The sequence below is a fragment of the Curtobacterium sp. MCBA15_005 genome (genome assembly GCF_001864855.1).
In the GTDB taxonomy this organism is placed as follows: domain Bacteria; phylum Actinomycetota; class Actinomycetes; order Actinomycetales; family Microbacteriaceae; genus Curtobacterium; species Curtobacterium flaccumfaciens.
The window spans coordinates 16789-37598 of record NZ_MJGL01000007.1; the positions used below are offsets into that span (position 1 = coordinate 16789).

23 protein-coding genes are annotated in these 20810 nt (G+C 71.6%); 13 read left to right on the forward strand and 10 right to left on the reverse strand.

Annotated features, from left to right (window positions below; genetic code table 11):
* Window positions 1–117: 117 nt before the first annotated feature.
* Together BIU89_RS05605 and BIU89_RS18405 are read right to left on the reverse strand one after the other, a co-directional pair.
* Window positions 118–1482, reverse strand: a complete 1365-nt coding sequence (locus BIU89_RS05605) for an MFS transporter (RefSeq protein ID WP_071245075.1) — start codon at window positions 1480–1482, stop codon at window positions 118–120.
* Between the two features lie 217 nt (window positions 1483–1699).
* The gene (locus BIU89_RS18405; protein WP_164941189.1) at window positions 1700–1870 is read right to left on the reverse strand and encodes a hypothetical protein; all 171 of its coding nucleotides are present in this window, start codon (window positions 1868–1870) and stop codon (window positions 1700–1702) included.
* Window positions 1871–2039: 169 nt separating this feature from the next.
* Here BIU89_RS18405 and BIU89_RS05610 point away from each other — a divergent pair, with 169 nt between their 5' ends.
* The 4 genes from BIU89_RS05610 to BIU89_RS05625 all read left to right on the forward strand — a co-directional run bounded on the left by BIU89_RS05610 (window position 2040) and on the right by BIU89_RS05625 (window position 4704).
* A complete protein-coding gene (locus BIU89_RS05610) occupies window positions 2040–2801 on the forward strand; it encodes a LamB/YcsF family protein (RefSeq protein ID WP_083404190.1) in 762 nt (253 codons plus the stop codon).
* Window positions 2798–3457, forward strand: a complete 660-nt coding sequence (locus BIU89_RS05615) for a 5-oxoprolinase subunit B family protein (RefSeq protein ID WP_071245076.1) — start codon at window positions 2798–2800, stop codon at window positions 3455–3457. The genes BIU89_RS05610 and BIU89_RS05615 overlap by 4 nt, the downstream gene beginning before the upstream one ends.
* On the forward strand, window positions 3454–4338 hold the full coding sequence (locus BIU89_RS05620; RefSeq protein ID WP_071245077.1) for a biotin-dependent carboxyltransferase family protein: 885 nt from the start codon (window positions 3454–3456) through the stop codon (window positions 4336–4338). The genes BIU89_RS05615 and BIU89_RS05620 overlap by 4 nt, the downstream gene beginning before the upstream one ends.
* A 63-nt stretch (window positions 4339–4401) precedes the next feature.
* Window positions 4402–4704: a putative quinol monooxygenase gene (locus tag BIU89_RS05625; protein ID WP_071245078.1), complete on the forward strand. Its 303-nt coding sequence runs from the start codon at window positions 4402–4404 to the stop codon at window positions 4702–4704.
* 69 nt (window positions 4705–4773) lie between these two features.
* On the opposite strand, the gene BIU89_RS05630 is transcribed toward BIU89_RS05625, so the two are convergent.
* The 4 genes from BIU89_RS05630 to BIU89_RS05645 all read right to left on the reverse strand — a co-directional run bounded on the left by BIU89_RS05630 (window position 4774) and on the right by BIU89_RS05645 (window position 7854).
* Window positions 4774–4956, reverse strand: coding sequence for a hypothetical protein (locus BIU89_RS05630; RefSeq protein ID WP_027465973.1), 183 nt, complete (start codon window positions 4954–4956; stop codon window positions 4774–4776).
* A gap of 63 nt (window positions 4957–5019) precedes the next feature.
* Window positions 5020–6081: a DUF2891 family protein gene (locus tag BIU89_RS05635; RefSeq protein WP_254791504.1), complete on the reverse strand. Its 1062-nt coding sequence runs from the start codon at window positions 6079–6081 to the stop codon at window positions 5020–5022.
* Window positions 6068–7150 (reverse strand): DUF979 domain-containing protein, encoded by a 1083-nt coding sequence (locus BIU89_RS05640; protein WP_027465971.1) that lies wholly within the window; start codon window positions 7148–7150, stop codon window positions 6068–6070. Before BIU89_RS05640 ends, BIU89_RS05635 begins: the two co-directional genes overlap by 14 nt.
* Window positions 7147–7854, reverse strand: a complete 708-nt coding sequence (locus BIU89_RS05645; RefSeq protein ID WP_027465970.1) for a DUF969 domain-containing protein — start codon at window positions 7852–7854, stop codon at window positions 7147–7149. The genes BIU89_RS05640 and BIU89_RS05645 overlap by 4 nt, the downstream gene beginning before the upstream one ends.
* A 97-nt stretch (window positions 7855–7951) precedes the next feature.
* Between BIU89_RS05645 and BIU89_RS05650 the strand changes: the two genes are divergently transcribed.
* On the forward strand, window positions 7952–8596 hold the full coding sequence (locus BIU89_RS05650) for a GntR family transcriptional regulator (RefSeq protein ID WP_071245079.1): 645 nt from the start codon (window positions 7952–7954) through the stop codon (window positions 8594–8596).
* An 82-nt stretch (window positions 8597–8678) separates the two neighbouring features.
* Here the strand turns inward: BIU89_RS05650 and BIU89_RS05655 are convergent, their stop codons facing one another.
* On the reverse strand, window positions 8679–9257 hold the full coding sequence (locus tag BIU89_RS05655; protein ID WP_071245138.1) for a TetR family transcriptional regulator: 579 nt from the start codon (window positions 9255–9257) through the stop codon (window positions 8679–8681).
* Window positions 9258–9557: 300 nt separating this feature from the next.
* On the opposite strand from BIU89_RS05655, the gene BIU89_RS05660 reads away from it, so the two are divergent.
* From BIU89_RS05660 to BIU89_RS05670, 3 genes are read left to right on the forward strand one after another with little or no spacing between them, the layout of a single operon-like run.
* Window positions 9558–11024 carry a DUF6421 family protein gene (locus tag BIU89_RS05660; RefSeq protein WP_071245080.1) on the forward strand — a complete coding sequence of 489 codons (1467 nt, stop codon included), beginning with the start codon at window positions 9558–9560 and terminating at the stop codon, window positions 11022–11024.
* Window positions 11021–11704 (forward strand): SDR family NAD(P)-dependent oxidoreductase, encoded by a 684-nt coding sequence (locus tag BIU89_RS05665; RefSeq protein ID WP_071245081.1) that lies wholly within the window; start codon window positions 11021–11023, stop codon window positions 11702–11704. The genes BIU89_RS05660 and BIU89_RS05665 overlap by 4 nt, the downstream gene beginning before the upstream one ends.
* Before the next feature lie 4 nt (window positions 11705–11708).
* A complete protein-coding gene (locus BIU89_RS05670) occupies window positions 11709–12782 on the forward strand; it encodes a threonine aldolase family protein (RefSeq protein ID WP_071245082.1) in 1074 nt (357 codons plus the stop codon).
* A gap of 54 nt (window positions 12783–12836) precedes the next feature.
* Here the strand turns inward: BIU89_RS05670 and BIU89_RS05675 are convergent, their stop codons facing one another.
* A complete protein-coding gene (locus BIU89_RS05675) occupies window positions 12837–14330 on the reverse strand; it encodes a CitMHS family transporter (RefSeq protein WP_071245083.1) in 1494 nt (497 codons plus the stop codon).
* Between the two features lie 153 nt (window positions 14331–14483).
* Between BIU89_RS05675 and BIU89_RS05680 the strand changes: the two genes are divergently transcribed.
* The 5 genes from BIU89_RS05680 to BIU89_RS05700 all read left to right on the forward strand — a co-directional run bounded on the left by BIU89_RS05680 (window position 14484) and on the right by BIU89_RS05700 (window position 18465).
* On the forward strand, window positions 14484–16193 hold the full coding sequence (locus BIU89_RS05680; RefSeq protein ID WP_071245084.1) for a sensor histidine kinase: 1710 nt from the start codon (window positions 14484–14486) through the stop codon (window positions 16191–16193).
* Window positions 16190–16852, forward strand: coding sequence for a response regulator (locus BIU89_RS05685; RefSeq protein WP_071245085.1), 663 nt, complete (start codon window positions 16190–16192; stop codon window positions 16850–16852). Before BIU89_RS05680 ends, BIU89_RS05685 begins: the two co-directional genes overlap by 4 nt.
* Window positions 16853–16892: 40 nt before the next feature.
* On the forward strand, window positions 16893–17570 hold the full coding sequence (locus BIU89_RS05690; RefSeq protein WP_071245086.1) for a DUF402 domain-containing protein: 678 nt from the start codon (window positions 16893–16895) through the stop codon (window positions 17568–17570).
* A 46-nt stretch (window positions 17571–17616) separates the two neighbouring features.
* Window positions 17617–18030 carry a hypothetical protein gene (locus tag BIU89_RS05695; RefSeq protein ID WP_071245087.1) on the forward strand — a complete coding sequence of 138 codons (414 nt, stop codon included), beginning with the start codon at window positions 17617–17619 and terminating at the stop codon, window positions 18028–18030.
* A gap of 96 nt (window positions 18031–18126) precedes the next feature.
* The gene (locus tag BIU89_RS05700) at window positions 18127–18465 is read left to right on the forward strand and encodes an SdpI family protein (RefSeq protein ID WP_083404192.1); all 339 of its coding nucleotides are present in this window, start codon (window positions 18127–18129) and stop codon (window positions 18463–18465) included.
* 52 nt (window positions 18466–18517) lie between these two features.
* Here the strand turns inward: BIU89_RS05700 and BIU89_RS05705 are convergent, their stop codons facing one another.
* Window positions 18518–19789, reverse strand: coding sequence for an endo-1,4-beta-xylanase (locus BIU89_RS05705; protein ID WP_071245089.1), 1272 nt, complete (start codon window positions 19787–19789; stop codon window positions 18518–18520).
* 78 nt (window positions 19790–19867) lie between these two features.
* On the reverse strand, window positions 19868–20810 hold a 943-nt coding region (locus tag BIU89_RS05710; protein WP_254791506.1), incomplete at its 5' end, for a carbohydrate kinase family protein.

The window sequence follows — 20810 nt, forward strand, 5'->3', positions numbered from 1 at the left end:
GCCAGGCCCCCTGCCCGTCACGGCGCCCGCTGAAGCGGTCACCTGCGGTGGAGGTGACCGCCTGGAGGCGCGGCGTGCGTCGCGGACGCAGGTCGCGCCTCCAGGCGGTCGCGTCGGTCACCGGACCGACTTGATGGGCAGGATCACGAGGGCACCGAGGATGACGGCGACGCCGGCACCCCAGAGCATGAGCGTGTAGTTCTGGCCGCCTCCGATGCCGAGCAGGAACAGACCGACGGCGGGGGCGAGCGACTGCGGCAGGGCGTTCGCGATGTTGATGACACCGAGGTCCTTGCCGGGGCGCTCCGGGTCGGGCAGCACGTCGACGATCAGGGCGGTGTCGATGGCGGCGTAGATGCCGAAGGCGAAACCGAGGACGATCTCGGCGAAGTAGAACCCGCCGACGCTGTCGACGTGGGCCAGGATCACCAGGCCGACGGCGGTCATGGCCGTCGAACCCCAGACGAAGACCTTGCGACGCTGGATCCGGTCGGACACCCAGCCGGAGACGGCCGCACTGACGAGCAGGGCGATCGTGTACAGGAGCACACCGAACGCCACGGCGCCGACCGCTTCGGCCTGCGGGAGTCCGATGCGGTCCTGCATGTAGAGGAGTCGGTACGTCGTGAACATGAACGTGCCGAAGGTGATGAGGAAGCGGCCCCACCAGGCGAGCCCGAAGTCGCGGTGCTTGATCGGGTTCGTCCAGAACGAGCTGATCAGGTTGATCCAGCTGAAGGGCTTGACCGGCGTCGTCGGCAGGTCGTCACGGGCGACGAACGAGTAGACGAGGACCGCGATGATCGCCAGGACGCCCGGTGCGATGAACAGGACCGGCAGGTTGCCGACCAGGTACACGGCCAGGTAGAGCCCGGCCAGGATCGCGATGTTCTGCGCCAGGGCGATGACGCTCGACGCCTTGCCGCGCTGGAACTCCGGCACGTTGTCGGCGAAGCTCGCCGTGAGCGTGGACAGGACGGCGTTGGCGGAGACCTGCGCCAGCACCCAGGCCAGGGTGAGCTGGAGCACGTCGGGCGAGAACGCGAGCCAGGCGAGGGAACCGACGAAGACGACGACACCGCCGACCATCCAGGGGCGGCGACGGCCCCACCGCGTGCGGGTGCGGTCGGAGAGCGCGCCGAACAGGGGGTTCGCGAACAGGGCGCCGAGCGCGCCGAACGGCAGGACCGAGCCGACGACGGTCTCGGGGCTCGTCGGGTTCAGCTCCGTCGCCTTGATCGACATGCTCACGAAGACGGGCGTGAGCAGGGCGACGAACAGGCCGAACTGGGCGAAGCTGAGGCCCCAGAGGTAGCCGCGTCCCACCCGGACGGTGCTGACGGACTGCGTGATGCCCTCGACCGAGAACGCTCGGGACGCCGCGGCGTCCGTGGCGGTGGCTCCGGCGGCTGCGGTGACCGCTGGGGACGCGGTCCCGGCGATGCCCCGCGTGGGTTCTTCCTTCGACGTCGGTGTCGACATGACTCCTCCTTGAGTCACAGGGGGCTTCGGCGCCCGCTGAATCCCTAGTGCTGCTAGGTGATCGGGACTGTAGCACCGGAAACCTCGTGCCGGAAGGTTTTGTGACGCATGTTTCGTCGGGGGCGGACGGATGCGTGGCGACGCAGAACGACACCGCCGTTGTCGGAGGACAACGACGGTGTCGTTCTGCATCGACCCGCAGGCCGGAAAGGAGCAGCTAGTGCTCGCCGTCCTCTTCCGGGTTGAAGTGCGAGTCGTCACCCGTGTGGCCCGCGGCCAGGCCGTCGGGATTGTTCGGGATGGTGTTGTCGTCGCCGAGGCCGCCCGGCTTCTCGGTGCCCTCGGAGTCGTTCTTCGGGGCGTCGTGCGTGTTGTCACTGTCGGTCATGAGCTGCTCCAGTGCAGAGATCGATCCGGCAGCACTGCCGCCGGTGGTACTGAGGACTCGGACAGTACGTGGCGCACCTCGGAAACCGCCGTCCACCCGGAGGCAACGGATGACAGGGACCGGGACGATCGGTAGATTGTTCAACAACCCGCGAAGACAGGGAGCGCCCGTGACCACGATCGACCTGAACAGCGACCTGGGCGAGGGCTTCGGCGCCTGGGCCATGGGCGACGACGCCGCGATGCTCGACGTCGTCTCGAGCGCCAACGTCGCGTGCGGGTTCCACGCCGGCGACCCGACGATCATGCTCACCACCGCCCGCGCCGCCGCCGAGCGTGGTGTGGCGGTCGGGGCACACGTGGCCTACCGCGACCTGATCGGGTTCGGCCGCCGACCCGTGCACGTCACCCCCGACGAGCTGTACGCCGACGTCGTCCACCAGCTCGGCGCGATGGCCACCACGGCGCACGTCGCCGGCACGGCCGTCACCTACGTCAAGCCGCACGGCGCCCTGTACAACACCGCCTGCGCCGACCCGGTGCAGGCCGAAGCCGTCGTCCGTGCCGTGGCCGACGTCGACCCGTCCCTCGCGGTGCTCGCGCTGCCCGGGTCGGAGCTGCTGCTGGCAGCCGAGCGGCACGGGCTCCGCGCGGTGAGCGAGTCCTTCGCCGACCGCGCCTACGAACCCGACGGCTCACTGGTGTCACGGAAGCAGTCGGGGTCGGTGCTGCACGACCCGGACGAGGTCGCAGCCCGGGTGCTCCGCATGGTCACCGACGGCGTCGCGACCGCCGTCGACGGGTCCGAGATCGCCGTGCGTGCCGACTCGGTCTGCGTCCACGGCGACTCCCCCGACGCGGTCGCGATGGCCCGTGCCATCCGAGCGCTGCTGACCGAGCACGGCGTGACGATCGCGCCCTTCGCACCGTGACTGGTCCGGAGGTCCGCTCCGCGAGCGGCACCGCACTCCTCGCCACGTTCGACTCCCTCGCCGACGTCGTCGCCTTCCGCGCCGGGCTCGCGCAGGTCCCCCTGCCGGGGCTGACCGAGGTCGTCTCCGGCGCCCGGACACTGCTGCTCCGGTTCGACCCGACCACGACGGACGCCGGGCGGCTCCGCACCGAGCTCACGCAGGTCAGCCCGGTCAGCCCGGTCAGCCCGGTCAGCCCGGTCAGCGCCACGCGCGAAGCGCACGACGCCGACCCGCTCGTCATCCCCGTCACCTACGACGGCGAGGACCTCGACACCGTCACCGAGCTGACCGGCATGCGGCGGGACGAACTCGTGGCGTGGCACACCGGGCAGCTCTGGACGAGCGCGTTCTGCGGCTTCGCACCCGGCTTCAGCTACCTCACCGGCAGTGATCGGCCGCTCGACCTGCCCCGCCGCAGCACCGCCCGCACGGCCGTCCCGAGCGGGGCCGTCGCGGTGGCCGGTGAGTTCAGCGCCGTCTACCCGAGGACCTCCCCAGGCGGCTGGCAGCTCATCGGCCGCACCGACGTCCCGATGTGGTCGCTCGACCGCACGCCCCCGGCGCTCGCCCCCGCCGGCACGCTCGTCCGCTTCGTCGTGGCGGGTGCGGCATGACCGCGCTGACCGTCGTGCAGGTCGGCTACGGCGCGACCACGCAGGACCTCGGGCGCCCGGGCTTCAGCGACATGGGCCTCGGCGCGGCCGGAGCAGCCGACCGCGGCTCCGCGGCGCTCGCCAACCGGCTGGTCGGCAACCGTCCCGACGCGGCCGTCCTGGAGGCCCTGCTCGGCTCCGTCACGCTGCGCGCCGACGCGTACGTGGCCGCGGCCACCACCGGCGCGGCCTGCCCCGTCGAGGTCGAGCGGGCGGACGGGTCGGTCCGCGGGGCGGCCTCACACGAGGTGCTGCTGCTGGCTCCGGGCGACACGCTCCGGATCGGCACCGCGACCGTCGGCCTGCGCGCCTACGTCGCGGTCCTCGGGGGCTTCGCGGTCGACCCGGTGCTCGGCAGTCGCTCGTGGGACTCCCTCGCGCGCCTCGGTCCGCCGCCGCTGTCCGCCGGTGACGTCCTGCCCGTCGGTGACGCCCGGGTGTCGTGGCCGATCGTCGACGCGGTGCCGCAGCCCGAGCCACGGTGGCCCGACGAGCCGGTCGTGCTCGACGTTGTGCCCGGACCGCGCGACGACTGGTTCACCCCGGAGTGGCGTGCGACCCTGACCGGTCAGGACTTCTCCGTCAGCGCGGACAGCGACCGCGTGGGGGTCCGCACCACGGCCGAGACGCCGCTCGCCCGCTCCGTGGCACGCGAGCTGCCGAGCGAGGGCGTGGAGACCGGTTCACTGCAGGTGCCGCCCGAGGGCTTCCCCGTGCTGTTCCTCGCCGACCACCCGGTGACCGGCGGCTACCCGGTCGTCGCGGTCCTGACACCGTCGTCGATCGACCTCGCTGCGCAACTCCGTCCGGGCGATCCGCTCCGGTTCCGCATCGTCGACTGACCGACCCGGAACAAGCGCAGGGGGTCAGGGGTTGGCTTGGACACCGCTGACGAAAGGTTCCCCATGTCGATGACCGTCCTGCTCGAGGTCCAGTTCCAGAGCGATGCCCCCGACGACGCACTCCGGGGTGCGATCCGCGAGACGCTCGAACAGACCGCGTCGTTCCACGGCCTGGAGTCGCTCGAGGTCCTGGTCGACGACGAGGACCCGGCACGCATGGTCGTCGTCGAGTCGTGGACGACCGCCGAGGACCACGACACCTACGTGGCCTGGCGCGCGACGCCGGAGGGCGCTCCGGCGATGGCACCGTTCCTCGCCGCCACTCCGGTCACCCGCACCTTCGCGCGGACCCTCCCGCTCGACTGAGCGGGTACCGACACCGAAGCTGACGCCAACGCCGGTGCTGACGCCGCAGCACGACGGCGGCACGATCGCTCAGATCGTGTCGTCGTCGGTGTCGAGCGGCACCGGTCGGTCGTCGTCCGGGAGCAGTTCGTCGTCCGCGTCGTCGACCACCGGCAGGTCGTCGGGGTCGAGCACGGTCGGCTCCGGTTCGTAGTCGGTCTCCTGCGCCTCGCGGAAGTCGTCGAGGGTCTCGTCGTCCTTCGGATCGCTCATGGCCCCGAAGGTACCTCCGGATCCTCGACGTGTCCGGAGACGACCAGCGCTCCCGACGATCGATCAGCGAGCGGCGTGCTCCCGGGCCTCCATCGCGTCCCAGGCGAAGCTCGCCAGCCAGTGGGTGGAGTAGTACTCCTCGCCCACGCTCGCCGCGAGCCCGGAGGCCAGCAGCCGATCGGCCGCGTCGTCGAGCAGGTCGGCGATCCCGGTGCCGGAGTCGTCCGTACCGTCGGCGCGGAGTGCGTCCGCGATGCGCCGGGCCGAGCCCGCCCGCGACAGGTCGAGCCCGAACAGGTGCACCTGCTGCGGGTCGTTCTCGTCACGGACCACCGTCGACCGCAGGATCGCGTCGCCCGGCTGCACCGCGGCGAAGAAGCCGCGCGCCCACGTCGCGAACTCCGGGGCGGGCAGCACCGCCCGCATCAGGTCGGCTTCGGCGAGGCCCGCGGACAGGAAGTCGTGCCCGCTCCGCTCCCAGGCGAACGGCCACCCGGCGTCCGCGCCGAACCAGTCCTCCGCAGCCCCCTCGACCGCAGCCGCCAGGGCCGGACGGTCGAGCGACCGGGCGGCCTCGAGCACGAGAAGCAGCCCGAACGCCGAGTTCGAGTGCACGCCGTGCCGGACCGGGTGCGCGGCGCCGTCGATCCACCGGACGACCAGGTCTTCGAGGACGTCGACGACGGGCGCGAAGCCCGGCGCCAGTGCCCGGACGGCGGGTGCCTCGGACGCCGACACCTCGGCGGCGAGCCGCGCGAGCCAGGCCCAGCCGTAGGGGCGCTCGTAGTGCGGCGTCCCACGCAGGTAGGCCGCCTCGGTCGCCAGGTGATCCGTCGTGAGGTGCGCCTGCAGGATCGAGGTGAGCCGGGCCTCCAGGTCGGTGGGCAGGCCGTGCGCGACCAGGCGCGCCGCGAGCCAGTGCATGTGCACCGACGAGTGCCAGTCGTACGACGTGGCGAAGGCGGGGTGGAGCTCGACGGGCAGTGCCCGGTCGTCCGGTCCGGACGTCGCGTGGTGCGCGGCGTAGGGGTACTCGCGGGTCGTGTTGTCCGCGGCGACGGCCGCGAAGCGGTCGGCCCAGGCGGCCCGGGTCAGGTCGATCGGGGCGGCATCAGAATGCGACAAGGTACATGACTCCCATGTTGACGACGAGCAGGATGGCGGCGGTGGGGATCTGCGCCTTGATCGGGCCGTACTTGTCCCGCATCTCGAGCAGGGCGGCCGGCACCAGGTTGAAGTTCGCGGCCATCGGGGTGACGAGCGTGCCGCAGAAGCCGGCGAGCATGCCGATCGCGAAGATCGCGGCGGGGTTGCCGTCGAAGCCCTGCACCAGCACGGGCCAGCCGATCGCGGCCGTCATGATCGGGAAGGCGGCGAAGGCGTTGCCCATGATGATCGTGAACAGGGCCATGCCCAGGCAGTAGATGACCACGGCGGCGAGCAGCGAGCCGTCGGGCAGGACCGACTTGATGATCGTGCCGACGGCATCACCGACCCCGGCCTGGGTGAAGACGATGCCGAGCGTCGAGAGCATCTGCGGCAGCAGCGCCGCCCAGCCGATCGCCTGCAGCAGGCGACCGCCCTCGCGGATCGGGGTGGCGATCTTCGGCGGGCGCAGGACGAACACGGCCACGACCACGGCGAGCACCGAGCCGATGCCCAGACCGGTCAGGGTCGCACTGCCCTCGGCGAGGAGCGGTTCGCCACCGAACGAGACGAGGGGGCCGAGCGTCGCGACCAGCACGGCGACCACCGGCACCACGAGGGCCGGGATGAAGAGCCGGTTGCCGTACTTCGTCGCGAAGGCGGCGCGCTCGTCCGGACTGGTGGTGGCGAGCACACTCGTGCTTCCGCTGCCGGCGTTCGTGATCTTCTGCGTCACGCCGGTGGGTTCGGCGGGGCCGGTCTCGGCACCCGTGCCCGCGCCGGGGATGCTCGCGACCCGGGTGCGGCTCGTCGTGCCGGTGAAGCCGAGTCCGGCGAGCGCGACCATCACGAGGACGGCGATCCCGAGCGTCCAGGCCGGCACGGTGCCGGCGGCGACGAAGGTGCCGTAGAAGAACGACAGCCCGAGGATGCCCCAGAACGCCGCGTTGCCCAGGCGCTTCGCGTGCGCGGTGTCGGTGACGATCAGGACGGCGACGGCGATGAAGAACGCGCCGATGAGCCAGTAGAGCCATTCGCTGGTGATCACGCTGCTGCCCCCAGGGTCGGGGCGTCGGCACGGGCGTCCGCCGCCATCTTGTCGAGTCGGCGGTCGAACAGCAGCAGGCGTCCGCCGTGCACGATGAGCGCCGCGATGCCCGTCGGGATCGCCCACAGGGCCAGGTCGATCGGCTCGAGCGACAGCCCGTAGGTCGAGTCGACGAACGTCGTGATGAGCAGGATCGAGCCGACCGCGACGAAGACGTCCTCGCCGAAGAACACACCGACGGTGTCCGACGACGCCGAGTAGCCCTTGATCTTCTCGCGCATGCGGTCGTCGATCCGCCCGTACTTCTTGGTCGCCGCACCCTCGGCCATCGGGTAGACCAGCGGGCGCACCGTCTGCGCCGGCCCACCGATGCTGGTCAGGCCGACCGCAGCGGTCACCTGCCGGATCACCAGGTAGCCGGCGAGCAGGCGACCGGTCGTGAGCTTGTCGAGCTTCGCGATCAGGCGCTTCGCCTGGTCCTGCAGGCCGTAGCGCTCGATCAGACCGATGACGGGCAGGACGAGCGCGAAGGTCGTGACGGACCGGCTCGAGGCGAACCCGTTGCCGAACGCGTCGAGGATGCCGACGGGACCGATCCCGCCGATGGCCGCGGTCACGATGCCCGCGACCGTGACGACGAGGAGCGCGTTGATGCGCAACGCGAAGCCGACGATGACGACAGCGACGCCGATGAGGACGAACATGCGGGACAGTCTGGACCGCATTGTTCAACAATCGCAAGAGCCGGTTCCGGTCTGTAACACGCCCTTCACAAACGCCACCCGTGCCAGGATCGGTGCCATGACCCGAACCGTCGGCGGCGCTGACTCCACGGCCACGCGGTTGCGCACCATGATCGCGTCGGGTGGGTTCTCCCCCGGGGCGCAGCTGTCCGAGGAGCGGTTGAGCGACCAGCTCGGGGTCTCACGGAACACCCTGCGCGAGGCCTTCCGGCTGCTCGCCCGCGACCGTCTGGTCGAGCACGTGTTCAACCGCGGGGTCTTCGTCCGCCGGCTCTCCGCCGCCGACGTCACCGATCTCTACGCGGCTCGGCGGGTGCTCGAGGAGGCAGCCGTCCGCGCCTGCACCCCCGACGCACCGGCACTCGCCGAGGCCGCCGCAGCGGTCGCCGACGCCCGGGCAGCAGCGTCCGCGGGCGACTGGGGTGCGGTCGGGACCGCCGACATCCGGTTCCACTCCGAGCTCGTGCGCGCGGTGCCGAGCGAGCGGATCCACGCCCTGATGGACGGCCTGCTCGCCGAGATGCGGCTCGCCTTCCTGACCACCGCGGACCCGGCCTCGTTCCACGCCGACTTCGTCGAACGCAACGACGCGATCGTGTCCGCGTTGCGCGGTGGCGACCAGGACGCCGCCTCGGCGCTGCTCGCCGACTACCTCGACGACGCGGAGCGGACGCTGCGGGTCGCCGCCGGCACAGCCGACTGAGGGGCGGCCAGGAGGCCCGGTGCGGCCCCGTCCCGCACGCTCGGTCCCAGCGCTCTCACGCTGGTGCTCGCGGACCCTTCGGTCAGGACTTCCCGCCGAGCAGGGCGGCGACCGCGTCCACCACGACCTGGCGACGCCGCGGCGGCGTCACGGCCTGCACCAGCGGCTCGTACTCCGGAGCGGTCGCACTCCAGAACGCCGCGGTGTGCAGCACGAGCCCGAGCAGCACCGCCGGACGGAACGCCCGAGGCAGGACCCCGGCACGCTGGGCGTGCTCGACCTCGGCCACCGCGTCGGCGTAGCTCGTCGCGACGGACTCGAGCGGGACGTCGGCGCGCTCGAGCCGGTGCCACGTCGCGAGCCGCTGGGCCCAGGGGCGACGGTCGTACGAGTCGTGCACCCGGCCGGCCCATGCGGCGAGGTCGGCGGTGTCGAGCGGGGCCTCGGCGAACGTCTCGGTCACGGTGTCGGCGACGAGCGCGTCGAACAGCCCCTCCTTGCTGCCGAAGTAGTGGAAGACCTGCGCCTTGTTGCTCGACGCTGCGGCACCGATCCGTTCGACCCTGCCGGCGGCCAGTCCGACCGCGGCGAACTCGTCCCGCGCGGCGAGCAGGAGCCGGGCGCGCATCGCGTCAGCGGCTGGGGGCGTGAATCGGGCCATGGCCACCACCGTACCGATCACACGGCAGCCGAGCCGTCGATGCGGACCAGCGCGCGCAGCAGCCCTGCCCCGAGGCCAGTCGACAGCACTCCCCGGTCCCTTCCGGAGATCCCAGCCACGCGGAGCGACGGTTCCGTGCGCGGCTCGCGTGGATGCCCGCGCGAGCGCCGTGACGACGCACGATTCCACCGGAGATGGGCAACTTTGCGTCCCCCGAACTTCCCTAGGCTCGAGACGATCCGGTAACGCGCACCACTCGTCCGCAGATCCGCGGCCGACCCCAATGACGGGAGGTTCGACATGTCCCAGTTCGTCCAGAAGATCTCGCAGGACGCCATCGTCGGAGAGCCCGAGGTCGTCGAGGACCACCTGTCGGTGCGCGAGATCGCCGCCCACCCCGCCTGGCTCCGGCTCAAGCGTGCAGTCGTCGCCCTGCAGGCCCTGCAGACGCGGGACGGCTCCGTCCCCGAACCGTCCGACCATGCCGCTGCCGCCGGTCACGTCGCGGTGATCGTGCCGGCCGTCGCCGAGCTCGCGCCGCACTTCCCGCACGACGCCGCGTTCCTGCAGGTGCTGCAGCACGACTTCGCTCGCTGGCAGGAGCAGGGCTTCGGCGTCCCCGACTTCCTCGACTCCCTCACAGCGTTCCAGCCGCAGCAGCACCGCGTCGACGGGCTCGGCCACCTGGTCGTGTTCCCGATGGTCACGCAGAACGGCAGCACCTCGCGGTTCGTCGAGGCGGTCCTGGTCGAGGTCATCTGGCCGGAGTTCATCGCCGAGCTCGAGACCGGCGACCACGGCAACGCGTTGTTCGTCGCGCTGCGGTTCGTCGACTTCACCCCGGGGTACGACACGAACTCGGCGGTGCTGTTCCCCGAGACCGTCGCGATGCGCACGATCCCCGCCTTCACGTGGGGCGCGATCTTCCAGGACCGCGAGGCCGCCCGCTACCGCCGGGTCGTCCGTGCCGCCGCCGACGTCACCAAGCTCGAGCTGCCGGCCGAGGCCGCAGCGATGCTCGACGACCAGCAGCTGACCGAGCGGGTCTTCGTGATGTGGGACATCATCCACGACCGTTCGCACATGCGCGGGGACCTGCCCTTCGACCCGTTCATGATCAAGCAGCGGATGCCGTTCTTCCTCTACTCGCTCGAGGAGCTCCGCTGCGACCTGACCGCGTTCCGCGAGTCGGTGCGTCTGGAACGCGAGCTGTCCGCCGGACCCGACATGGGCCTCCAGGACGCGCAGCGCGCCATCCGCGACCACGCGCGCCTGGTGCAGTACGCGGTCGTCTTCGACCGCATCTTCCGCTTCGCGATCACCGGCAGCCGCGTCCGCAACTACGACGGACTCGGCGGCCAGCTGCTGTTCGCCTGGATGCACCAGCACGGCGTCCTGCACTGGACCGACACGCAGCTGACGATCGACTGGCCCGAGGTGCCGGACGTGATCATCGCCCTGAGTGACGAGATCAACGAGCTCTACCGGCGCTCGATCGACCGGCCGAAGTCGGCGCACTGGCTCGCCGCGTACGAGATGCTGACCCGCACGCTGACGCCGCACCCGGCGTCCAAGTGGGCGCGTGGCCTGCCCGACGAGACGCTCGCCGGACCGCCGCGCGGCTACACCGACGCGGTGCTCGACGACGAGTTCCCGCTGTCGATGTTCTACGAGGCCCTCGACAAGAAGATGGCGACCGTCATCGCGTCCACCGCCGGCATCACCGGCACCACGGACGCCGAGCTCGTCGGCGAGGCCGCCGCGTGACCGACGGCTCGGTGGCCGGTCGCCTGGTGCTGATCGCCGGTGCGACCAGTGCCAGCGGCGCGGCCGTCGCGCGCGCACTCACCGGCGCCGGTGCGGCCGTCGTCGCGGTCGGCACCAGACCCGACGCCCTAGAGGCCCTGCGCGCGTCCGTCCCGGGCGTCACGACCCGCACGTGCGACCTGGCGGACCTCGGTGCGGTCACCGCGTTGGCCGACGACGTCCACGCGGACGCCAGCCGCGTCGACGGACTGGTCCACCTGGTCGGCGGGTGGCGCGGCGGTGGCAGCATCGTCGGCCAGTCCGACGCGGACTGGGACTTCTTCGACCGCGCCTTCCGGACCCTGCGGAACACGACCAGGGTCTTCCACGACGACCTGGTGGCGTCCCCTGCCGGACGGCTCGCGTTCGTGTCGTCCACCGCGGTCGACTCCCCCACCGCCGGCGCCGCGAACTACGCGGCGGCGAAGGCCGCGTCCGACGCCTGGGTCCGGGCCGTCGCGCAGGGGTTCCGGAAGGAGGCGCCGGAGACCGCCGCGGCCACCGTGTTCGTCGTCGGCGCGTTGTCCGGCCTCGAAGCGCAGCTCGGCGCCGAGGTCGTCCGGCTCTGGGACACCCCATCGCCCGACGTCAACGGTGCCCGCATCCCGCTCACGGCGCCTGATCCCTCGAACCTAGGATGAACGAGTGACCCTCCGACTGCACGACCTGGACCTGCGGGGCTTCGCCTCGGACAACTACGCCGGCGTCCACCCCGAGATCCTCGCCGCCATCGCCGCGGCCAACGACGGCCACCAGATCGCCTACGGCGAGGACGTCTACACGGCACGTCTCAACGAGGTGATCCGCGAGCACTTCGGGTCGCAGGCCGAGGCGTTCCCGGTGTTCAACGGCACCGGCGCGAACGTCGTCGGCCTGCAGTCGATGCTGCCGCGGTGGGGAGCGGTCGTGTGCACCGCGACCGCGCACATCCACACCGACGAAGCCGGTGCGCCCGAGCGCGTCGCCGGCATCAAGCTCCTGCCGGTCGAGGCACCCGACGGCAAGCTGACGCCCGAGCTCATCGACCGCGAAGCCTGGGGCTGGGGCGACGAGCACCGCGCCCAGCCGCTCGTCGTGTCGATCACACAGACCACCGAGCTCGGCACCGCCTACACGGTGGACGAGGTCCGGACGATCGCCGACCACGTCCACTCGCTCGGCATGAAGCTGCACATGGACGGCGCCCGCATCTCGAACGCCGCGGCGTCCCTCGGGGTGCCCCTGCGCGACTTCACCACCGACGCCGGTGTGGATGTGCTGAGCTTCGGCGGCACGAAGAACGGCATGCTGTACGGCGAGGCGATCGTCGTGCTGAACCCCTCGGCGTCCGAGGGGCTGCACTACCTGCGCAAGATGAACATGCAGCTCTCGTCGAAGATGCGGTTCGTCTCCGCCCAGCTCATCGCCCTGCTCAGCGACGACCTGTACCTGCGCTCCGCCGGGCACGCCAACGCCATGGCCGCCCGACTGCGCGGTGCGCTGGAGGCCGGCATCGCCGACGGCAGCATCCGCGGTGTCGGCTTCAGCCAGCAGACCCAGGCGAACGGGGTCTTCGCGACCCTGCCCGCCGGGGTGGCCGACCGGCTGCGGAAGCACTTCCGGTTCTACGACTGGGACGCCAGCCGCAACGAGGTGCGGTGGATGTGCGCGTACGACACCTCGGAGCAGGACATCGACGACTTCGTCGCGGCCCTGACGCGGGAGCTCGACGCCGCCTGAGCCGGTCGTGCCCGGCCCGGTCGGGCGCGCGCCGAGTCGGCACCGGCGGTCGGTTCAGCCGAACGGGATGACCCGCACGACGATCGCCACCACGAGCATCGCCATCGCGACCACGGCCGCCCGCCACAGCACCTTCCGGTGGTGGTCGCCGAGGTTCACGTTGGCCAGCGACACCAGCAGCAGGATCGCGGGGACCAGCGGGCTCTGCATGTGCACCGGCTGCCCGACGACCGAGGCCCGCGCCATCTCGGCCGGCGTGATCCCGTACGCCGCGGCGCTCTCGGAGAGCACCGGCAGGATCCCGAAGTAGAACGCGTCGTTGCTCATGAAGAACGTCAGCGGCATGCTCAGCACGCCGGTGATGCCCGCCAGGTACGGGCCCATCGAGTCCGGGATCACCGCGACGAGCCAGTCGGCCATCGCCGCGACCATCCCGGTGCCATCGAGCACCCCGATCAGCACCCCGGCGGCGAACACCATCGACACGACACCGACGATGCTCGGGGCGTGCGCCACGATCTGCGCGGTCTGCTGCTTGAGCTGCGGGAAGTTCACGAGCAGGGCGATCGCCGTGCCGATCATGAACACGAAGTGCAGCGGCAGGAGCCCCAGCACGAGCGCCACCATCACGGCGACGGTCAGCGCCAGGTTGAACCAGATCCGCTTCGGCCGCAGGGTCGGACGGTTCGGGTCGAGCATCGTCTCCGCCATGGTGCCGGTCCCCGTGCTGTCGTCCCCCGGCCCGGTGCCGTCCACGCCCTCGCCGTCCGCACGCCGGCCGTCGGCCTTCCCACCGCGCAGTCCGAGCGCGACCGTGGGGCTCGTGAACATCCCGCCGCCGGTCCCGCCGACCGCCGCGAGCACCCGTGACCCCGCTCGGGCGTTCGCCCGCTCCGGCACCCGCGCGCCCCGCGAGGCCTCGGTGAACTCGATGAGCCCGAGGCGCTTGCGCTCCCGCAGGCCCATCGTCCACGCGAACGTGAAGCACAGCAGCAGCCCCACCACGAGCGAGGGCACGAGGGGCACGAAGATGTCCGTCGGGTCGATCTTCAGCGCGGCGGCGGCACGGGCGGTGGGACCGCCCCACGGCACGATGTTGAGCGTGCCGTTCGTCAGACCCGCCACACACGTCATCACGACCGGGCTCATGCCGAGCTTCAGGTAGATCGGCAGCATCGCCGCCGTGACCACGATGAACGTCGTCGATCCGTCCCCGTCGAGCGAGACCGCACCGGCCAGCAGAGCAGTGCCGAGCACGATCTTCGCCGGGTCGTTGCCGGTCACCCGCAGGATGAACCGGACGAGCGGGTCGAACAGGCCAACGTCGATCATCAGCCCGAAGTACATGATCGCGAACATCAGGAGCGCGGCCGTCGGTGCCAGCGTGCCGATCGCCTCGGTCACCATGTCGCCGAGTCCCAGACCCGCCCCGGCGAACAGTCCGAACACGGTCGGCACGATGATCAGCGCGAGCATGGGCGACATGCGCTTGGTCATGATCAGGACCATGAAGGTCAGGACCATCGCGTACCCGAGGATGACGAGCATCAGGACTCCTTCGTCCGTGTCTGGCAGTCCGGGCACGCTACGACCCCGCCTGGAGGCGCGGCGCGCTTCTGCACATTGGCGCACCATCGCGCGTTGACCGCTTTCTGCGCATTGTGCGCAGGCAGGTCGGCTCGCCCTCCGTACGCTGGGGTCGTGACCGACGACCGTTCACGGCGCCCCAGGCTCCGCTTCGCCACCGAGGTGCTCGTGCTGCAGCTCGCCGTGGTGGTCGCCGTCGTCGCCCTGACCAGTGCCGTGTTCGTCCGGATCGAGGTCACCCGGCTCGAGCGCGCTGCCGAGGGGACCGCCCTCGCGATCGCACAGAGCGTCGCCGCGCAGTCCGACGTCCGGGCCGCGGTCGCCCGGCTCAGCGTCGACGGCACCGACCTCGACCCCGCGGTCCTCGCCGACGGACCCGTCCAGCGTGCGGCACTCGCAGCCCAGCGTCGGACCGGGGCACTCTTCGTCGTGGTCACCGACGACCGGGGCATCCGGCTGGCCCACCCCGACACCGACCGGATCGGCGAGATGGTGAGCACCTCTCCCGACGCCGCACTCGCCGGCCGCGAGACCGTGTCCTGGGCGCGCGGCACCCTCGGTGAGTCGGCGCGGGCGAAGGTGCCCGTCTCCGCGCCCGCAGCCGGCGGGGCGGAGACGAGCCGGGCCTCCCGGCAGTCCGCCGTCGTCGGCGAGGTGAGCGTCGGGTTCAACCGGGCACGCGTCTACGACACCCTGGTCGAGGACAGCATGCCGGTGATCGGTGCCGGGCTGGCGGCGGTCCTGCTCGCGGTGATCGCCTCGGTGCTGATCCGGCGGCGACTGGTGCGGCTGACGCTCGGGCTGCAGCCGGAGGAGCTCGTGACGCTCGTGCAGAACCAGCAGGCCGTGCTCGGCGGCGTCGGTGAAGGCGTCATCGCGATCGGCCCGTCGGGGGTCGTCACCGTCTGCAACCCCGAAGCCGTGCGACTGCTCGGACTGACCGACCCGGTCGGCCGTCCGGTGGCCTCCCTCGACCTGCCCGCGCCGCTCGGGTCGATGCTCGTCGCGTCCACCGCGGCTCCGGCGAGCGCCACGATCGTCGCCGGGCACCGGGTGCTGCTCGTCGACGTCCGCACGGTGTTCCGCGACGGACGCGACCTGGGCCGGGTCGCCGTCCTGCGCGACCGCACCGACGTCGAGGCCCTGACCCGGCGGCTCGACGCCGTCGGGTCGATGAGCACGGCGCTCCGCGCGCAGCGCCACGAGTTCGCGAACCGGCTGCACGCGATCTCGGGGCTGCTCGACATCGGCGAGACGACGCGGGCACGTGCCTACCTGGCGGACGTGCAGGAGCGCGGGCCACTGCGCTACCCGGTGCAGCACGCCGACCGGTTGACCGAGCCGTACCTGCAGGCGTTCCTCGGGGCGAAGGGCGTCGAGGCCGCCGAGCGCGGGGTGCTGCTGCGGATCGGAGCGGAGACGCTCGTGCGGGGGACGATCACCGAACCGGGCGACGTGACGACCGTGCTCGGCAACCTGGTCGACAACGCGGTGTCGGCGGCCCTCGGCGGCGACGAGCGAACGCGCGACGGCGGATCCCCGTGGGTGGAGGTCGAGGTGCTCGACGACGGCGCGACGCTGCACCTGTCGGTGATGGACTCCGGGCCGGGGGTGCCGGTCGACGCCGCGGACTCGCTGTTCGTCCGCGGGCCGGCGGCTGCTCCTGCGTCGGAGGACGTCTCGCAGGTGCACGGGCTCGGGATCGGGCTGCCGTTGTCGCGGGAGATCGCCCGACGGCACGGTGGCGACGTGTGGCTCGCCTCCCCCGGCGGTGCCGACCACGGCGCGGTCTTCTGCGCCCGACTGGAAGGAGTGGTGTCGTGAGTTCCGTCTTCACCGTGCTGGTGGTCGACGACGACTTCCACGTCGCCGACCTGCACCGGCGGCAGGTCGACGAGGTACCGGGGTTCCGGGCGCTCGAACCCGTCGGGACCCTCGCGGCCGCCCGCGCCGCGCTGTCGAGCGGGACCGTGGACCTGGTGCTCGTCGACGTGTACCTGCCCGACGGCAGCGGGCTCGACCTGCTGCGGTCGATCGACAGCGACGCCGACGCCTTCGTGCTGAGTGCTGCGTCGGACTCGGGCACCGTTCGGCGGGCGATGCGCAGCGGGGCACTCGCCTACCTGATCAAGCCCTTCACGGCCGGGGTGCTGGCCGAGCGGCTGCAGGCGTACGCACGGTCGCGGAACGTGCTCGACGAGCGGTCGACCCTCGATCAAGAGGCCGTCGAGCGGGCGTTCCGGATCCTGCACGCCGGCGACAGCGGTGGGGCGTCGCCGTCCCGGGCGGCCACGGCGGCGCTGGTGCTCGAGCAGCTCGTCGCCGGTGAGGAACGATCCGCCGCCGAGGTGGCTGCGGCGATCGGGGTGTCGCGGGCGACGGCGCAGCGGTACCTGGCGCAGCTCACGGCGGACGGGACCGTGGCGATGCAGTTGCGGTACGGGGCTGCGGGGCGGCCGGAGCACCGGTACGTGCGGCGGTGAGTCAGCGGTCCCGGAGGCCGCGCCGTGGCAGCATCGGTGGATGACCGACGCCGCGCGATCCGACACCAGGACTGATCCGTTCCCCTCCGGGAGCCCCGTTGCGCTCCGCAGCATCAACCGCTTCGGCGAGCACGGCGAAGCAGTCGGCTTCGCGGTCGCCGCCCGGGTCCTGGTGGACGATGACGAACTGGCGGTGGTCGCCACGACCGTCGGCTCAGCCGTCCGTCGACGTGCGGGCGTCGGGAGCGGGCCCAACGGACGCCTCGTGCTGCCCGAGGACTGGGACGGCTCCTACGTCGATGACCGGTGGGTTGGATCCAGTGTCGTCCGCGTCCACCAGAAGGGGAGCCCCTGGTCCGTCTGGCGCTGGCACGACGGGTCCGATTGGCTTCCCGACTGGTACATCAACCTCGAGCTGCCGTGGGTACGGACACCGATCGGGTTCGACAGTCAAGACTGGACACTCGACGTGGTGGCGACCACCGAGCCCGACGGTTCGTGGTCTGTCCGGTACAAGGACGAAGACGAGCTCGAGTTCTACGCCGCCGGCGGGTACTGGCCGGCGGCGAAGCGGGCGGTCATCGAGCGTGCTGGCCGAGAAGCCACCGAGGTCGCGAGCGCGCGCCGGTTCCCCTTCGACACCGATTGGTCGGGATGGGTCCCCGACCCCGCGTGGGGCACGACCGCACTTCCCCAGGACTGGAGCGCCCTGCAGTGATCCGCGGATTCGGTGCAGCGTTGCGCGGCCTCGGACGCTCCCTGTCGTGAGCGGGTTCATCAGGTACCAAAGCGCCGTCCCCAACCGCCGCGGGCGGTTCCCGGGGGTCTTCGCCCTCGCGAACGGACTGCAGCGGGACGGCCGGCTGAGCGACGCCGAGACGAGGTGGCTCCGAGAAGCGAACGCCCGCGCGACCGCCATGTACACGGACCCGACCACCACGAGGCCGGACTGCTACGACGAGATCCGCAAACCCGGGGCACGGGCGTGGTTCAGCGCGGACGCCGTCGCACTGCTCGAGATGGTCGGCCCGTACCTGGAACTCCTCGACCACCACGGGATCGCGTGGATGCAACTCATGACCAGCTCCCCGGGTCGGATCGTCTACCGGGATGCCGTCCAGGTCGTCGCGGTGCCGCACACGCATGCCGGCGACTGGCCGTTCCGGTCCCCTCGGTAGCACCGCTCACCTCGACATCTTGCTTGCGTATTTCACCGGATACCGGCAGGTTTGGTCTGACACGCTCCCCGCAGCCTCACTGCGCGCACGAGCGCGATGACCGACCCAGAAGGAGACCACGTGATCGCGATCGAGACGGCGGCCGCCGTCCTGACCATCGTCCTCGTCGCACTACCGGCGCGGGGCCTCATCGGCAGGAACGGGCTCGTGGGCATCCGCACCCGGGCGACCATGCGCAGTGACGAGAACTGGATCCTCGGGCACCGAGCAGCGGTCGTCCCGACGAGCATCGCCGGCGGCGCGACGGTGGTCGTGAGCCTGGTCTACATCGCACTCGGACGCGCCGACGACGTTCCCGCGTTCGTCGCGTGCGCCGCGATCCTCGTCGGCGGAGCCTTCTGGGGTGTGGTGGCCGCAGGACGCGCGACCAGGTGACGGACCGGAGGCGCGGGGCGGGGCCGCACCGGGCCTCCAGTCCGTCAGGTGGTCACGCGACGATCTGCACCTGCGTGGGCACGTCGGTGACGGCGATCGCCGTGGACGCGCCACGCACGTCGACGCGGTAGTCGCCACGGAAGCCGCGGACCTGCACTCGACCGCGGTCGTCGGTGCGCAGCACCGTCGGGCCGAGCCACCACTCCTCCTTGACCAGCCGGCGGAGGGCCTCGTAGGACGGCTTGGGGGTGCCGTCGGCGCGGACGAGTCCGATCGGGGCGCCGAGCCAGGCGCCCGCGTCGGTGATGCCCCAGTAGGTGATCGCCTCGACGGAGGGGTGCCCCACGAGGCTCCGGTAGTGCCGCTCGAGGTCGTCGGCCTGGCGCGCCTCGCCCTCGGGCGTCGACGGCCACGAGGCCACCTGGTGGTCGTTGAGGTCGACGATGTGCGCGGGCATGAGGTCGCCGGAGACGAGCGAGGTCTCGGTCAGGTGCAGCGGCAGGCCGTAGCGGGCGAACCGGTCGACCATCGCGAGCATCGTGTCCTCGCCCCAGTAGCCCTGGTGCATGTGGGTCTGCAGCCCGATGGCGTCGATCTGCACGCCGGCCTCGAGCACGCCCTCGATCAGGCACTCGTACGCGCTCGACAGGTCGAAGTCGTTGAGCAGCAGGGTGGCGTGCGGGTTGGCGGCGCGGGCCTCCTCGAAGGCCATCCGGATCATCGGGATGCGGCCCTTGGCCCGGGCGAGCGGGGTGATCGCGTTGTCGCCGTTGTCGAACACCGGCATGATGACGACCTCGTTGATGGCGTCCCAGGTGTCGATCGTGCCGGCGAAGGCGGAGACCTCGCGGCGGATGCGCTCCCGTAGGAGCCGCTCGACCTCGTCCAGCGGCAGCCCGAGCAGCCACTCGGGTTGCACGGTGTGCCAGACGAGCGGGTGGCCCTTCAGGGCGACACCGCGGTCGCGGAACCACTGCGCCGTGGTCAGGAGCCTGGCGGTGTCCGGAGCTCCGCGCTCGGGCTCGAAGCGGCCCCAGTAGAACGGGAGCGTCGCGGTGTTGAAGACGTCGGTGTAGAGGTCGGCGAGGTGCTCGGTGCCTGCTTCCTCCTGCGCTCCGGCGTTGGCTTCGCCGGCCGGTTCGCCGGTCGGTTCGCCGGTCGCTTCGCCGTTGGCGAGTCCGATGAAGTCGAAGCCGATGTTGCCGAAGGCGAAGGCATGGCGGGTCTGCTCGACCGTGATGTCGGCATCCGGGATGGGATCGCCTTCGGCATCGACGAGCGTCAGGGTCGTCTCACCGAAGCGGTGCTCTGTTGCGTGCGTCATCGCGCGTCCTCCGACATCGTCGTCCGGGATTTGTTGTGCGCGCAAACATAGCACTCGGTTCGACCGACCAGTGGGCGCTCAGCCCAGTTCGGCTCGCGTGGGTGGGTCCGCGCCAGGTCGGCTCACGGTGATCGCAGCGCAATCCAGCGCGAGGCGTGCGAGCCCGTCCAGGTCGTCCCCGTCCAGGTCGCGGGGATGCTTGCCCGAGGCCAGGACGCCGGCGAGCAGCCCGGACATGAACGAGTCACCGGCCCCGACCGTGTCGGCGACCTCGACGACGGGAGCGGGCGACCGGGTGTGGGCCCCGGCCGTCGCGAGTGCACAGCCGTTCGCGCCGAACGTCACGGCGGCGAGCCCGACGCCGAGCCTCAGCAGGCCGTTCAGCACGGCGTCGACCCCGCGTTCCGGCCACAACCAGGCCGCGTCTTCGTCGCTGAGCTTCACCACGTCGGCGGATGCGAGCAGTGGCCGCAAGGCCGTGAGCACTGCGTCGCGGTCCGGCGTGACGGACGGCCGGACGTTCGGGTCGACGGACAGCAGAGCCGACGACTGCCGGGACCGCGCGGCCTCGAGGACGACCGAGGCACCCGGCGACAGCACCGCTCCGATCGACCCGACGTGCACGAGTCGCGTCAGCTCGGACAGGGCTACCGGGGCGAGCCGCCAGTCCAGGTCGAACTCGTAGCGGGCCACGCCGTGATCGTCGATCGTCGCGACAGCCGTCGAGGTCCGCTCGATCAGTGTCGCCGCGACCTGCACGCCGCTCGCCTCGACGTGGCGGCGGACGACCGCTCCGCGATCGTCGTCCCCCAGCGCGCAGACGAGGCCGGCGGGCACACCGAGCCGCGCCAGCCCGACCGCGACGTTCATGGGGCTCCCGCCCGGGTGCTCGACGCGGCCCTCCGAGCCCTCGATGACATCGACGAGGGCCTCACCGATCACGACGACCGTGTCCATGCTGCGTGCCTTCCTGCTGGCGGGTTGCTGGATCGACGGTGCGGCGGCCTGGAGGCGCGGGGCG

Coding starts and splice junctions, on each gene's coding strand:
- BIU89_RS05625 (WP_071245078.1), top strand. CDS start 4,402: ATGTCGATGACCGTCCTGCTCGAGGTCCAGTTCCAGAGCGATGCCCCC.
- BIU89_RS05655 (WP_071245138.1), bottom strand. CDS start 9,257: ATGGCCCGATTCACGCCCCCAGCCGCTGACGCGATGCGCGCCCGGCTC.
- BIU89_RS05660 (WP_071245080.1), top strand. CDS start 9,558: ATGTCCCAGTTCGTCCAGAAGATCTCGCAGGACGCCATCGTCGGAGAG.
- BIU89_RS05650 (WP_071245079.1), top strand. CDS start 7,952: ATGACCCGAACCGTCGGCGGCGCTGACTCCACGGCCACGCGGTTGCGC.
- BIU89_RS05705 (WP_071245089.1), bottom strand. CDS start 19,789: ATGACGCACGCAACAGAGCACCGCTTCGGTGAGACGACCCTGACGCTC.
- BIU89_RS05630 (WP_027465973.1), bottom strand. CDS start 4,956: ATGAGCGATCCGAAGGACGACGAGACCCTCGACGACTTCCGCGAGGCG.
- BIU89_RS18405 (WP_164941189.1), bottom strand. CDS start 1,870: ATGACCGACAGTGACAACACGCACGACGCCCCGAAGAACGACTCCGAG.
- BIU89_RS05605 (WP_071245075.1), bottom strand. CDS start 1,482: ATGTCGACACCGACGTCGAAGGAAGAACCCACGCGGGGCATCGCCGGG.
- BIU89_RS05700 (WP_083404192.1), top strand. CDS start 18,127: ATGACCGACCCAGAAGGAGACCACGTGATCGCGATCGAGACGGCGGCC.
- BIU89_RS05645 (WP_027465970.1), bottom strand. CDS start 7,854: ATGTTCGTCCTCATCGGCGTCGCTGTCGTCATCGTCGGCTTCGCGTTG.
- BIU89_RS05675 (WP_071245083.1), bottom strand. CDS start 14,330: ATGCTCGTCATCCTCGGGTACGCGATGGTCCTGACCTTCATGGTCCTG.
- BIU89_RS05620 (WP_071245077.1), top strand. CDS start 3,454: ATGACCGCGCTGACCGTCGTGCAGGTCGGCTACGGCGCGACCACGCAG.
- BIU89_RS05690 (WP_071245086.1), top strand. CDS start 16,893: ATGACCGACGCCGCGCGATCCGACACCAGGACTGATCCGTTCCCCTCC.